Annotated in this window: 12 protein-coding genes and 1 pseudogene; 8 read left to right on the top strand and 5 right to left on the bottom strand. The window is 61.7% G+C overall.

Going from position 1 to position 12,978, the window contains the following annotated elements; genetic code table 11:
- The 5 genes from atuD to ppnP all read left to right on the top strand — a co-directional run bounded on the left by atuD (position 1) and on the right by ppnP (position 4,883).
- Positions 1-1,158: a citronellyl-CoA dehydrogenase gene (gene atuD, locus FJD34_RS09245; RefSeq protein WP_032862768.1), complete on the top strand. Its 1,158-nt coding sequence runs from the start codon at positions 1-3 to the stop codon at positions 1,156-1,158.
- A 17-nt stretch (positions 1,159-1,175) separates the two neighbouring features.
- The gene (locus FJD34_RS09240; RefSeq protein WP_090293181.1) at positions 1,176-1,937 is read left to right on the top strand and encodes an enoyl-CoA hydratase/isomerase family protein; all 762 of its coding nucleotides are present in this window, start codon (positions 1,176-1,178) and stop codon (positions 1,935-1,937) included.
- A 65-nt stretch (positions 1,938-2,002) separates the two neighbouring features.
- Positions 2,003-3,937, top strand: coding sequence for an acetyl/propionyl/methylcrotonyl-CoA carboxylase subunit alpha (locus FJD34_RS09235; protein ID WP_090291510.1), 1,935 nt, complete (start codon positions 2,003-2,005; stop codon positions 3,935-3,937).
- 70 nt (positions 3,938-4,007) lie between these two features.
- Positions 4,008-4,550 (top strand): 3'-5' exonuclease, encoded by a 543-nt coding sequence (locus tag FJD34_RS09230; protein ID WP_090291512.1) that lies wholly within the window; start codon positions 4,008-4,010, stop codon positions 4,548-4,550.
- A 48-nt stretch (positions 4,551-4,598) separates the two neighbouring features.
- Positions 4,599-4,883 (top strand): pyrimidine/purine nucleoside phosphorylase, encoded by a 285-nt coding sequence (ppnP, locus tag FJD34_RS09225; RefSeq protein WP_032862771.1) that lies wholly within the window; start codon positions 4,599-4,601, stop codon positions 4,881-4,883.
- 64 nt (positions 4,884-4,947) lie between these two features.
- Here ppnP and FJD34_RS09220 read toward each other — a convergent pair whose 3' ends face one another.
- The gene (locus FJD34_RS09220) at positions 4,948-5,754 is read right to left on the bottom strand and encodes an MOSC domain-containing protein (protein WP_032862772.1); all 807 of its coding nucleotides are present in this window, start codon (positions 5,752-5,754) and stop codon (positions 4,948-4,950) included.
- Between the two features lie 627 nt (positions 5,755-6,381).
- Positions 6,382-7,317, bottom strand: coding sequence for a chemotaxis protein CheV (locus FJD34_RS09215; protein WP_065942574.1), 936 nt, complete (start codon positions 7,315-7,317; stop codon positions 6,382-6,384).
- A 549-nt stretch (positions 7,318-7,866) separates the two neighbouring features.
- Here FJD34_RS09215 and FJD34_RS09210 point away from each other — a divergent pair.
- The 3 genes from FJD34_RS09210 to FJD34_RS09200 all read left to right on the top strand — a co-directional run bounded on the left by FJD34_RS09210 (position 7,867) and on the right by FJD34_RS09200 (position 10,203).
- Positions 7,867-8,316, top strand: coding sequence for a hypothetical protein (locus FJD34_RS09210; protein ID WP_032862774.1), 450 nt, complete (start codon positions 7,867-7,869; stop codon positions 8,314-8,316).
- A gap of 337 nt (positions 8,317-8,653) precedes the next feature.
- Positions 8,654-9,547, top strand: a complete 894-nt coding sequence (locus FJD34_RS09205) for a sensor histidine kinase (RefSeq protein WP_032862775.1) — start codon at positions 8,654-8,656, stop codon at positions 9,545-9,547.
- On the top strand, positions 9,544-10,203 hold the full coding sequence (locus FJD34_RS09200) for a response regulator transcription factor (protein ID WP_032862776.1): 660 nt from the start codon (positions 9,544-9,546) through the stop codon (positions 10,201-10,203). The genes FJD34_RS09205 and FJD34_RS09200 overlap by 4 nt, the downstream gene beginning before the upstream one ends.
- Here the strand turns inward: FJD34_RS09200 and yegS are convergent.
- The 3 genes and pseudogenes from yegS to moaB form a co-directional block, all read right to left on the bottom strand.
- Positions 10,165-11,089, bottom strand: a pseudogene (gene yegS, locus FJD34_RS09195) (lipid kinase YegS); the annotation flags it as partial. The gene FJD34_RS09200 and the pseudogene yegS overlap by 39 nt on opposite strands.
- An 87-nt stretch (positions 11,090-11,176) precedes the next feature.
- Positions 11,177-12,403, bottom strand: a complete 1,227-nt coding sequence (locus FJD34_RS09190) for a molybdopterin molybdotransferase MoeA (RefSeq protein ID WP_090291513.1) — start codon at positions 12,401-12,403, stop codon at positions 11,177-11,179.
- Positions 12,387-12,926: a molybdenum cofactor biosynthesis protein B gene (moaB, locus tag FJD34_RS09185; RefSeq protein WP_029298095.1), complete on the bottom strand. Its 540-nt coding sequence runs from the start codon at positions 12,924-12,926 to the stop codon at positions 12,387-12,389. Before moaB ends, FJD34_RS09190 begins: the two co-directional genes overlap by 17 nt.
- Between the last annotated feature and the right edge of the window lie 52 nt (positions 12,927-12,978).

Genomic DNA, 12,978 nt, shown 5'->3' with positions numbered 1-12,978 from the left:
ATGATCTTCACCCAGGAACACGAAGAGCTGCGTCGTACCATACGGGCTTTTGTCGACCGCGAGATCAACCCCCATGTCGACGCATGGGAAAAAGCCGGGCGCTTCCCGATCCACGAGATTTTCCGCAAGGCCGGCGACCTCGGCCTGCTGGGCATCTCCAAGCCCGAGAAGTTCGGCGGCATGGGCCTGGATTACAGCTACTCGATTGTCGCCGCCGAAGAGTTCGGCACCATCCATTGCGGCGGTATCCCGATGTCCATCGGCGTGCAGACCGATATGTGTACCCCGGCCCTCGCACGTTTTGGCTCCGATGAGTTGCGCGAGGAATTCCTGCGCCCGGCCATCAGCGGCGAACAAGTGGGCTGCATCGGCGTCTCGGAAACCGGCGCCGGCTCCGACGTGGCGGGCTTGAAAACCCACGCGCGCAAGGATGGCGACGACTACGTGATCAACGGCAGCAAGATGTGGATCACCAACTCCCCCAGTGCCGATTTTATCTGCCTGCTGGCCAACACCTCGGACGGCAAGCCGCATATCAACAAGTCACTGATCATGGTGCCGATGAACACCCCCGGTATCAGCGTCAGCCCGCCCCTGGAAAAGCTCGGCATGCACAGCTCGGAAACTGCCCAGGTGTTTTTCGATGATGTGCGCATCCCCCAGCGCAACCGCATCGGCCATGAAGGCGCGGGGTTCATGATGCAGATGCTGCAATTCCAGGAGGAACGGCTGTTTGGCGCAGCCAATATGATCAAGGGCCTGGAATCGTGCATCGACAGCACCATCGCCTACTGCAAGGAGCGCCAGACCTTCGGCAAGGCCTTGATCGACAACCAGGTGATCCACTTTCGCCTGGCCGAACTGTCCACCGAGATCGAATGCCTGCGTGCGCTGGTCTACCAGGCGACCGAGCAATACATCAAGGGCCAGGACGTGACGCGGCTGGCCTCGATGGCCAAGCTCAAGGCCGGGCGCCTGGGCCGTGAAGTCAGCGACAGTTGCCTGCAATACTGGGGCGGCATGGGTTTTATGTGGGACAACCCGGTGGCCCGCGCCTATCGCGATGTGCGCCTGGTGTCGATTGGCGGCGGTGCCGACGAAATCATGCTGGGGATCATCTGCAAACTGATGGGCACGCTGCCGGGTAAAAAGTCGTGAATACCTGCGAGACGCTGATGCTGGAGCCGCACAACGGCGTGCTGCACATCACCCTCAATCGCCCGCAGAGCCGCAATGCCATGAGTTTGCAGATGGTCAGCGAACTGCGCGCGGTGCTGGCGGATGTTGCGGGTGACGAGCACGTGCGGGCGCTGGTGATCAGTGGCGCCGGTGGGCACTTCTGTGCCGGCGGCGATGTAAAGGACATGAGCCGTGCGAGCAGCCGCGAGGGCTTGCGAGATCTGAACCGGGTGTTTGGTGCGCTGCTGCAAGAGGTCCAGGCATTGCCGCAGGTGGTGATCGTGGTGTTGCAGGGTGCGGTGTTGGGCGGTGGTTTTGGCCTGGCGTGCGTTAGTGACATTGCGATTGCCGATCACCAGGCGCAGTTCGGCTTGCCGGAAACCAGCCTCGGCGTGTTGCCGGCACAGATCGCACCCTTTGTGGTGCAGCGTATCGGCCTGACACAGGCCCGGCGCCTGGCGTTGACGGCGGCGCGGTTTGACGGGGTCGAGGCGCATCGCCTGGGGGTGGTGCATTTTGTCGAGCATGATCCCCAGGGGTTGGCGCAGCGCCTGGATGAGGTGTTGGGCCAGGTGTTGCGTTGTGCGCCGCGTGCCAATGCCCGGACCAAGGCGTTGTTGCTCCAGAGTCTGGATCAGCCGTTGGAACTGCTGCTGGACCAGGCTGCCGATTGGTTTGCCGAGGCGGTGACCGGGGAAGAAGGAATTGAGGGAACGCGGGCGTTTGTCGAGAAGCGCAAGGCCAGGTGGGTGAGTTGATCTTGAAAACGCCACATCACCTGTGGGAGCCCGCACCTGCGCAACCAATCAAACAGGGACCGAACATGCCCAGTTTCAATAAAATACTGATCGCCAACCGCGGCGAAATCGCCTGCCGGATCCAGCGCACCGCCCAGGCCCTGGGCTACCGCACCGTGGCAGTCTATAGCGAGGCCGACGCCAACGCCCTGCACGTCCGCATGGCCGACGAAGCCGTCAACATCGGCCCTGCCCCGGTGCAGCAGTCCTACCTGAACATTCAGGCGATCCTCGACGCCGCGCGCCTCACCGGCGCCGATGCGGTCCACCCCGGTTATGGCTTTCTCTCGGAAAACCCCGAGTTCGCCAAGGCCTGCATCGCCGCCGGCCTGGTATTCATCGGCCCCAGCGCCCACGCCATCGAATTGATGGGCAGCAAGCGCCTGTCGAAAATCGCCATGCTCGCCGCGGGTGTGCCGTGCATTGCCGGCTATCAGGGCAGCGCACAAGACGACGCCACCCTGCAAAACGAAGCCGAGCGCATCGGCTACCCGTTGATGATCAAGGCCAGTGCCGGCGGCGGCGGACGCGGCATGCGCCTGGTGCATACACCTGCGCAACTACTAGAACAGTTGCACACCGCACGCTCCGAAGCCCTGAACGCGTTTGGCAGCGACGAGCTGATTCTGGAGCAGGCGTTGATTGCGCCACGCCATGTGGAAATCCAGCTGTTCGGCGACGCCCACGGCAACCTGATCTACCTGGGCGAGCGCGATTGCTCGGTGCAGCGCCGCCATCAGAAGGTCATCGAAGAAGCACCCTGCCCGGTCATGACCGCCGAGCTGCGCCAGGCCATGGGCGAGGCGGCGCTCAAGGCCGGGCGCGCGGTGGAGTATGTCGGTGCTGGCACCGTGGAGTTCCTGCTGGACCAGAACGGGCAGTTCTATTTCCTGGAAATGAACACCCGCCTGCAGGTGGAGCACCCGGTCACCGAACTGATCACCGGCCTGGACCTGGTGGATTGGCAACTGCAAATCGCCGCCGGCCTACCCCTGCCGTTGCGCCAGGAGCAGGTGACGCTGACCGGCCATGCCATGGAGGTGCGACTGTACGCCGAGGACCCGGCCCAGGGTTTCTTGCCACAAACCGGCGAGGTACTGCGCTGGGAGCCGGCGGCCGGCGTCAGGGTCGACCATGGCTTGCAGGCCCCGCAGCGCATCAGCCCGTTCTATGACCCAATGCTGGGCAAGATCATCGCCCATGGCGCCACTCGCGAAGAGGCGCGGCGCAAGCTGCTGCGCGCGGTGCAGGACTGCGTGTTGCTGGGGGTTCCCAGCAATCAGCGGTTACTGGCGGACCTGCTCCAGCATCCACAGTTTGTCGCGGCAGATTTCAGCACCGGGTTTATCGCCGAACATTTCAGCGATATTGCCCGCCCCGCCATCAGCGAAGAAGCGCTGGCACTGGCCGCCGCCCTGTTCTATCGGCACAGCGCGGCAGTGCATCGCCCGGCCCTGGCGGGCTGGCGCAACAACGCCAACGTGCCCTGGACCTACCGCCTGGGCATCGATGAACACCGTCACGAGGTCAGCGTGCGGCTATTGGCGGACGATCATGTGCAAGTCGCCAACATCGATATACACATCCGCCACAGCGACGGGCGCTGGGCCAGCCTGGACATCAATGGCGTTCGGCGACGGGTTGCCTATCACTTGCAAGGCACCCAGCTCTGGCTGTTGCACGCCGGCAACAGCCTGTGCGTGAGCAATCAGACGCAAACCGTGGCCAGTCGTGAAGCGCCAGCCAGCAACGGTACGGTCAAGGCGCCGATGGACGGGGCCATCATTCTGGCGCAGGTGCGCGAAGGCGATAGGGTGAGCAAAGGCCAACTGCTGCTGGTACTCGAAGCCATGAAAATGGAGCACCCGCTCAAGGCGGGCATCGACGGTGTGGTCAAGGCCATTCACGTCACCGCCGGCGATCAGGTGCGCAATCGCCAGGTATTGCTGCAGATCGAGTAGCCCTGGGCGGAACTACCAGGCTTGGCTACGCTCTATCCCCATCAGAAAGGGATGAGTACGGGAACCTGCGATGCCTCATTGGCTGATTATTGATCTTGAAGCCACAACGGATGAAGGCGGCTGGCCCGTGTCGGAGATGGAAATCATCGAAATCGGCGTGAGCCTAGTCAACCGTCAAGGCCGCGAGCTGGATCACTTCCAGCGTTTCGTGCGGCCGTTGCGCCGCCCACTGTTGACGCCGTTCTGCCGCCAGTTGACGCACATCAGCCAGGCCAATATCGACAGCGCTGCGCCGCTGACCGAGGTCTGGCCGCTGTTCGAACGCTGGCTGGGCCAGCATCATTCGCGCCTGGAAGGCTGGGCCAGTTGGGGCGACTACGATCGCCAGCAACTGGAGTTGGAGTGGCAGCGCCATAGCTTGGCCAGTGTGCTTGGCCAGACGCGTCATGTGAACCTCAAGCAACGCTTCGCCAAGGCCCGGCGCCTGGACAAGCCGCTGGGGCTCAATGGCGCGTTGCAACTGGCTGGCATGCAGTTCAACGGCCAGCAACACCGGGCACTGGAAGATGCGCGTAACACGGCACGCTTGCTGCCGTTGATTTTGCCCGTGTAGAAGGCATACTGGCCGGCCTTTCTTGCCCCTTTTTTCGAGGATCCACCCATGTTCAAAGTCAATGAGTACTTCGACGGCACCGTCAAGTCGATCGCTTTCGGTACCCCGGAAGGCCCGGCGACCATCGGCGTCATGGCACCGGGTGAATACGAATTCGGCACGGCCCAGCGGGAAATCATGCACGTGGTCTCGGGCGCGTTGACCGTCAAGTTGCCAGGCAGCGACGCCTGGGAAACCTTCGCCGCCGGCAGCCAGTTCAATGTGCCTGCCGACAGCAAGTTCCAGCTCAAAGTGGCCGTGGACACTGCTTATCTGTGCGAATACCGCGGCTAAGCCTTTCCCATGCGTAAAAAAAATGCCCGTCTCGATGAGACGGGCATTTTTCATGGGGCCAGGGTTATTCGAGGATCGTCACCGGCATGCCGATTTCCAGGCGGCCAACCCCGTCATTGACCAGGTTCTGGCCGAACATCACGCCATCGGGCTCTTTACGGTAGGTTTCCAAGGTTGCCAGCGGCTGACGGTCAGCACTGCGCTCACCGGTTGCCGGGTCGATGGTGGTGAGGATGCAACGGGAACAGGACTTGACCACCCGCAACTCCACATCGCCAATGCGGATACGCTTCCAGCCATCCTCGGCAAAGGCCTCGCTGCCTTCAATCACCAGGTTGGGGCGAAAGCGCAGCATTTCCATGGGCCGACCGATGCGCTGCGACAGATCGTCGAGGGACGCCTGGCCAATCAGCAACAACGGGAAACCGTCGGCGAACGCGACCTGATCATCATCCTTGCCATAACCGGCCGCCGTGGTGCGCGCACGCTCCAGGGGCACCTGTACCAGCCGGGTCGGTTTGCCGATAAAGTCGCTGACCCAGCGTGCAGCTTCATCGCCGGCATCGGGAACTCGCAAGGTGTCGCGCCAAATGGTGACGCCACGCAACTCGGCGTCAGCGCCGGGCAACGCCACCTCCAGGGTGGGCCGACCGGTACCGCTCAAGGTCAGGCCACCGCTGGCACTCCAGAGTGCCGACAGCTGGCTCATCTGCGCCACCGCCCTCTGGGTCAGGAAACGCCCGCTGGCCTCATCCACCAACATCCAGCGTCGATCCCCGTCCAGCCCGAGTTTATCCAGGCCGATATGCGCCAAGGTTTCTGCCTTGCCTGACTTCAAGGGGTACCGATACAACGCACTGAGACGAAGCATGAGCCTGGGTTCCTGTGAGCAAAAACGTCACCCTATACGAGGCCGCTGGCAGAATCAAAATATCCGCGGGCATTCAAGGCGCCATCACCTGTAGGAGCGGGCTTGCTCGCGATGGTGTCTGTAAGAGCGCCACAGGGTGTCAGATACCCAACGTCATCGTTAACGACCATCGCGAGCAAGCCCGCTCCCACAGGGGTACGCGCACGATTCGACGATCAGGTCGGCTGTCAGGCCGCCTCGCTTTGCTTGTGATTTTGATCTTAGGCGCCCCGTTAAACCACGATGGCCGCAGACAGGTATTGCGCAGTGGGCACCCCGGCAGGATGCCCGGGTAGCCGCGACACGGCCATGGATGGCCGATCGCGGCGGGCCCACGGAGCAATGCCTGACTGCGGGCATGCCGAGCCTAGGCGAGGCACCGAGTGATGGGGCAAAAGCGTTTTGCTTACTTTTGCACTCTTCAAAAGTGAGCCGCTGTAAAAGCGGAACCATTAGCCGCCGTTACCGCAGCAATGGATATGTCCCCTGCACCAGCCCAAAACCCAGAGCCCAGAGCCCAGAAGTATTAGAGAGTTGTGTAGATACTCATGGCCATCGCCGGCAAACCAGCTCCTACAGGGGTGGGGATCAGGCCGGGATTTCATCCAGCATCAGGCGCTGGCGCACCACATCCACCAGTTTGTCGGGCTGGAACTTGGAGAGGAAGTTGTCGCAACCGACCTTCTTCACCATCGAGTCGTTGAAGCTGCCAGACAACGAGGTGTGCAGCACCACATAGAGACCGCGCAGGCGCGGGTCGTTACGGATCTCGGTAGTCAGGCGGTAGCCGTCCATCTCGGGCATTTCGGCATCGGTGAAGATCATCAACAGTTTGTCGGTCATCACCACACCGCTGTCCGCCCACGCCTTGAGCATGTTCAACGCCTTGAGGCCATCGCTGGCGATATGCATCTTGACCCCCAGTTGCCCCAGGGTGTCGCGCAGTTGCGACAAAGCCACATTGGAGTCATCCACCAACAGCACTTCGCGGCCACGGGCCCGTTCGAGCACTGGGTCTTCGAGCTTTTCCCGGGAGACCTTGGCGTTGTAGGGCACGATCTCGGCAAGGACTTTTTCCACGTCGATGATCTCGACCAACTGCTCATCCACCTTGCTGATCGCCGTGAGGTAGTGCTGGCGCCCGGCGCTGGCTGGTGGCGGCAGGATCGACTCCCAGGTCATGTTGACGATGCGGTCTACGCCGCCCACCAGGAAGGCCTGTACCGAACGGTTGTACTCAGTAACGATAATGGTGCTGTTAGGCCCCGGCACCAGCGGGCGCATGCCGATTGCCTGGGACAGGTCGATCACCGGCAAGGTCTGGCCGCGCAGGTTGACCACACCGCAGACAAACGGGTGGCGCTGGGGCATCAGCGTCAGCTTGGGCAATTGCAGGACTTCCTGCACCTTGAACACGTTGATCGCGAACAGCTGGCGCCCTGCCAGGCGAAACATGAGGATCTCCAGGCGATTCTCACCCACCAATTGCGTGCGTTGATCTACCGTGTCGAGAATGCCGGCCATTGAAGACTCCTGGGGTGCGCTGAAAGATTTGCTGCTTACTGGAAGAGGTTATCGGCAAACAGTGCCAGACCTTGACCCCCGCTAAAATGCCACGCAAATGCATTGATGTCACACTGACATCATGCTTTACTGAAGTCATCTCACTGTCAGCCCGTCAGCCACGCGCGACTCTCAAAACACCACTAGGTTCCACGCCATAGGGGATTCCCCTAGTCACAATCGGGTCCAACCTGATATTCGCGATATCCAATAGCCATTAATGTGACGCCATTCTCATTGCATGAATGGAGTCAGGCTTTTGTTTGCTATCGCAAGCCCACGGCCCAAGGGCCTTCCAGGCATTAACACCTGGGCAATCGAAGTGATGCGAATGCCTCTGAATGTTTCTACTGCAAGCAGCGCCAGCAGTCACGACGCTCATCAGCCAAATAAAAGTACTACTAAAAAATCAGAAACGAACTACAGATTCCGGTCATATTTCGGCGCTAGTTTGCAGCTATTACGCCAGTACTACATCTCACTATCTGACCGTATGTTGTGGAGACTTTCATGATGAACGACGGTAAAGAGTGGCAAGATGCACTTCCCGAGTTCCTTCTGGAGGCCGAAATGCTGCTGGCCAAGTCGGAGGAATGCTTGAGCCACCTGCATTTGATCCGCAACGACAACGATGCCATCGACTGCATGAAAAACAGCCTGACCCGACTGGCCGAGAAAGCCGACGCCATGGCGCTGGAGGTCATCGGCAATTTTTCGCGGCATATCCAGGTCCTGATCAGCAATGCCCAGAACCCGGTGCAACTGCACGATGCGGCGCTCTCAGCCCTGCATGACTGCCTGACATTACTGGCCTGGCAATTGGAATTGATCGATATCAAGACCGGCAAACTCAGCCTGGATGAAGCGGAACAAACCACGCTGATTGAAACCGTCGCCCGGCAGATCCCACAGAAGGACATTGGCAGCGCCTATCGCCAATCCGTGCCCCACGCCTCCTGAACCGGCCTCGCGGTTAATCCGGGCATGCCAGCGGGTGCCCAACTAGTGCCCGAGGAGGTATTTAGCCAGCCAACTATCAATGAGCCAGCATTGGTAATAACGATGCAAGACAAAATTAATAATACAACTAGCCATCGTTGAACTAAGCACCGTTCCAGGCGACCAGCGGTAATTGTTGATGGTACTATTGCCGCGTTCGAAGTGGCTGACCGGCATGCTGTAAAAACCCCGAGAACGCCTTCGAACTCTTATCAGACTCAATATGCTTTTCAAACAGAGCCCAGTCAGCGGTCGTGACCGGTCTACCCGCAGCGAACACCCATCGGCTCCATCTGCTATGTACACCAGCCCCAAGTCACTTATCGCCAGGTTCGGATCCCGAAGCAGTACTCGCTGGATCACGCTTGGCCTGTGCCTGTGCGCGACCCTTGTCAGCCTGTGGGTATATGCCCACCAGGCTCCGCTGCCGATACTCCTGCTACTGCTCAACCTGGCCATCCTGGCCGCCGTTGGCCTGCAGCGTTGGCGCTCGCGCAAGTCCATCAAGTTTCAACCCCAGGAATTGGCCGACCGCCTGTTGCAAGTCCAGGAAAACGAGCGCCATCGCCTCAGCCGCGAGCTGCATGACGATATCGGCCAACTGCTGACCGCCGCCAAGCTGCAAGGCGACTGGCTCCAGCGTCGCCTGCCGGCAGAGTTGCAGGAGCAGTGCACTGTGCTGTGTAACACCCTCAACGAAACCCTGGCCAAGGTGCGCGACGTCTCGGCCATTCTCAACCCCCGGCAGTTGGCCAGCCTGGGCCTGGAAGCAAGCCTGCGCGCGCACCTGCTCAAGACCCTGGAAAACACTCCTGTGCACTGGAGCCTGGAATGCCAGCAACGCCTGGCCGGGATTCCGGAAGAGATGGCGGTGGCGGCCTTTCGTATCACCCAGGAGGCCGTGACCAACATGCTGCGCCATGCCCAGGCACGCAACCTGCTGGTGCGCCTGCAACGCCTGCCCCAGGGGTTGTCGCTGTTTATCAGTGATGACGGCCAGGGATTCTCGCCCGCTACCGACCCCGGCCTGGAGGGGCAACGAGGCATGGCGGGCATGTCCGAGCGCATTGATCAACTGGGAGGCACGTTGTCTGTCAGGAGCCAACCCGGCTTCGGGACACGGATCGAGGCGCTTTTCCCCTGGGCGCCCCGCGCCCTCGAACGGGCCAGTCCGCCTAAGGTTTTAGAGTGACCTGCAATTTACTCCTGGTGGATGACCACGCACTGATCCGGGCCGGCGTGCGTGCACTGATCCTCGATATCCCCGGCTACGCCGTGATCGGCGAAGCCAATGATGGCGCGCAGGTGCTGGCACAATTTACTGCCTTGCAGCCCGATATCGTCCTGCTGGACCTGTCGATGAAACACACCAGCGGCCTGGATGCGTTGCAGCAACTCAAGCACGCCTACCCCAAGAGCAAAGTGCTGATCCTCTCGATGCACACCGACCCGCAATTGATCATGCGTGCCCTGGAGTCAGGCGCCCACGGCTACCTGCTCAAGGACACCACCGCCAACGAGCTGGAGCATGCGTTGCTGGCCCTGCGCAATAACGAGCGCTACCTGAGCCCGGCCATCGCGCACACGGTGATCAACCAGGCCTTGATCCACAGCCAGTCGCAAACCACGCAGCCGGTGCAGCGCCACAACCTGACCGCACGCCAATTGGAAATCCTGCGCTTGATCGTGCGCGGCAAGTCCACCCGGGAGATTGCCCACGGCCTGGGCCTGAGCATCAAGACCGTGGAAGCTCACCGCTCGCAAATCATGAAGCGCCTGCAGATTTTCGATGTCGCCGGCCTGGTGCTGTTTGCCGTGCGCGAGCAGATCATCAGCCTGGACGATTAGCCAGCAACGGTGAGTCCAACGGCAAGTGCACCTGCAGAGCCTTGGGCAAGGCACGAAAGTGCAGATCATTGCCTTTGAGCGGTTCGCCATCGAGGTTGATATCCAGCCCTTCGGCCACCTTGATTTCCACCCACGGCAGGCGTGCCCGCACAAACAGGTTGTCCAGGCCCCAGCCGTCGGTCATCAGGCTGCGCAAGGTGCCGACCACTTCCTGAGGCGCCGGCAGAATGCTGATATCCAGCAAACCATCATCGGCCAGCGCGCCCGGACACAGTTCATGCCCGCCACCGGCCTGGCGACCGTTACCGATCCCCAGCGCCAGCAACTCACCGCGCCAATGAAAGTCCGGCCCCACCAGTTCCCCGTAGGCCGCCCGCAACTCGCTGAAACGCGACAGGCCGGTAAACAGGTAGGCCGCGCCGCCCAGCACCTTTTTCAGATCCTCGGAGGTGTTGGCCGTGACCTGGCTGCCAAAGCCGCCGGTAGCCATGTTGAGGAAAACCTGCCCGCCCACTTCCCCCAGGTCAATGGCGTGCGGTGCAACGTCCAGCAGTTCCAGGGCCAGGCGCGGCTCCAGCGGCACACCGGCCGCACGGGCAAAATCATTGGCGGTGCCCAGGGGCATCAACACCAGGCTGGCGTCAGTCTTGGCGCGGGCCATGGCCTCGGCCACATCGCGCAACGTGCCGTCGCCGCCACCCGCGATCAGGCGTGTGTAACCGGCCTCCAGCGCCTCGCCCACCAGGCGCTGGGCATCGCCGCCCTCCCAGGTGACGCGAACCGCCAGCTCCCAGCCCTGCTCACGCTTACCTTGCACTGCCGCCCGCACGTCTTCATTGAGGGCTTGCTTGCCGTGCAGAATCAGCAGTGCCTTGGGTGTGCTCATGAGGTGAAGCTCCTATCGTTGCAGGGGACCTGAGGGATGTTGACCTTCGGCAAGCGGAAAAAAGCCATTGGGCTGTCAATTAATTCTTCAGCCCAGCAGTTCACTCAGGGGAATGAAGTTCACCCGGTCACCGATGGCCAATGTGGTGCCTTCCAGGACTTCTACCAAACCCTCGGCCCAGGCGGCACTGCGCAATACACCGGAACTCTGGTTCTGGTAGATCACCGCCCGCCCTTGCTCAAGGCGCCCGCGCAGGTATTCGCGACGATTGCCCGGTTTGGCCCAGACGAATCCCACCGGCACCTCGAAACGCAAGGGCTGCACCGCTTCGACACCCTGGCGGCGCAGCAGGTAGGGCCGTGCCAGCAGGGAGAACGTGACCAGGGTGGACGCCGGATTCCCCGGCAGACCGATCACCGGCACACCGCGAAAATGGCCGAATGTCAGCGGTTTACCAGGCTTGATCGCCAGCTTCCACAAGGCCAGCTCACCCTCCTCGCGTAGAGCGATACCGAGGAAGTCGGCCTCCCCCACCGAGACACCGCCGGTGGACAGAATCAAATCCACCGCACCCAGTGCGCCCAGGCGGGTACGGGTCAACTCCAGGTCATCGGGCAAGATACCGGCGTCGATCACCTCGCAGCCCAGGCGCTGCAACCAACTGCACAATACTCGGCGGTTACTGTTGTAGATCTGCCCCGGCCCCAACGGCAGGCCCGGCTCGATCAACTCGTCGCCCGTCGACAACACCGCCACACGCACGCGGCGCACCACAGGCAGTCGGTCGCGCCCCAAGGAGGCTGCCAGGCCCAGCTCAATCGGCCCCAGACGCGTGCCGGCAGCCAGGACTTCTTCACCGACAGTTGTCTCCTGGCCTTTGGGGCGGATGTTTTGCCCTAGGTGCAGCGCCTGGGTAAAGCTCACGCGCTGATCGGGCTGCACCTCGGCGTTTTCCTGCATTTCCACGCAGTCGGCCCCTTCGGGTACCGGGGCTCCGGTGAAAATCCGCGCACAGGTACCTGGCGCCAAGGGCTCAGGGGCCTGGCCGGCGAAGATGCGCTGGCTCACCACCAGCGGTTCCCCCGCCCAATCGGCCGTGCGCAAGGCGTAGCCATCCATGGCACTGTTGGGCCAGGGCGGCAGGTCGAGGGTGGACACCAGCGCCTCGGCCAGCACGCGCCCGTCGCACTCGGCCAAGGGCAGGTGTTCCTGCTCACGGATCGGCGCAGCCTCGGCCATGCTCAACAGCCGCTCAAGGGCCTCTTCTACGGGCATCAACGCACCGGTTTTGCCGGGCTTATCCACGAGATTCACACGGTTCGGCGAGCTTGAGGTGCGGCACGAAATTGCACGGGCGATGGCGCGCATCCAACTGTTCGGCGAGGATCCCGTCCCAACCGGTACGCACCGCATTGGTGGAGCCCGGCAGGCAGCACACCAGGGTGCCATTGGCCAGGCCGGCCAAGGCGCGGGACTGTACGGTGGAGGTGCCGATATCGGCGACCGATATCTGCCGGAACAGCTCGCCAAACCCGTCCACTTGCTTGTCCAGCAAGCAACTGACGGCTTCCGGGGTGCTGTCGCGACCAGTGAAGCCGGTGCCGCCAGTGATCAGTACCACTTGCACCACATCCTCGGCGATCCAGTGCGCCACTTGCGCACGGATTTTGTAGAGGTCATCTTTGAGCAGTACCCGTTCGGCCAGGCGATGGCCCGCCGCGAGCAGGCGGTCGACGAAGACCTGCCCGGAGGTGTCGGTTTCCAGGGTACGGGTGTCGCTGACGGTCAGTACAGCGATGTTCAGAGGTACGAAAGGCGCATCAGCCTTGGCTTTCATGGCTCGGTCCGGTTGTCGAAGGAACAGCCCGATGTTATATCACAGCCCCCTA

The organism is Pseudomonas brenneri (genome assembly GCF_007858285.1).
GTDB classification, from domain to species: domain Bacteria; phylum Pseudomonadota; class Gammaproteobacteria; order Pseudomonadales; family Pseudomonadaceae; genus Aquipseudomonas; species Aquipseudomonas brenneri.
The sequence above is the reverse complement of the archived record's forward strand: the minus strand, read 5'-3'. Positions and strand labels throughout refer to the sequence as shown.

What these genes read in the sequence shown, in the direction of transcription:
- atuD (WP_032862768.1), top strand. Translation starts at nt 1, where the DNA reads ATGATCTTCACCCAGGAACACGAAGAGCTGCGTCGTACCATACGGGCT.
- FJD34_RS09240 (WP_090293181.1), top strand. Translation starts at nt 1,176, where the DNA reads ATGCTGGAGCCGCACAACGGCGTGCTGCACATCACCCTCAATCGCCCG.
- FJD34_RS09235 (WP_090291510.1), top strand. Translation starts at nt 2,003, where the DNA reads ATGCCCAGTTTCAATAAAATACTGATCGCCAACCGCGGCGAAATCGCC.
- FJD34_RS09230 (WP_090291512.1), top strand. Translation starts at nt 4,008, where the DNA reads ATGCCTCATTGGCTGATTATTGATCTTGAAGCCACAACGGATGAAGGC.
- ppnP (WP_032862771.1), top strand. Translation starts at nt 4,599, where the DNA reads ATGTTCAAAGTCAATGAGTACTTCGACGGCACCGTCAAGTCGATCGCT.
- FJD34_RS09220 (WP_032862772.1), bottom strand. Translation starts at nt 5,754, where the DNA reads ATGCTTCGTCTCAGTGCGTTGTATCGGTACCCCTTGAAGTCAGGCAAG.
- FJD34_RS09215 (WP_065942574.1), bottom strand. Translation starts at nt 7,317, where the DNA reads ATGGCCGGCATTCTCGACACGGTAGATCAACGCACGCAATTGGTGGGT.
- FJD34_RS09210 (WP_032862774.1), top strand. Translation starts at nt 7,867, where the DNA reads ATGATGAACGACGGTAAAGAGTGGCAAGATGCACTTCCCGAGTTCCTT.
- FJD34_RS09205 (WP_032862775.1), top strand. Translation starts at nt 8,654, where the DNA reads ATGTACACCAGCCCCAAGTCACTTATCGCCAGGTTCGGATCCCGAAGC.
- moaB (WP_029298095.1), bottom strand. Translation starts at nt 12,926, where the DNA reads ATGAAAGCCAAGGCTGATGCGCCTTTCGTACCTCTGAACATCGCTGTA.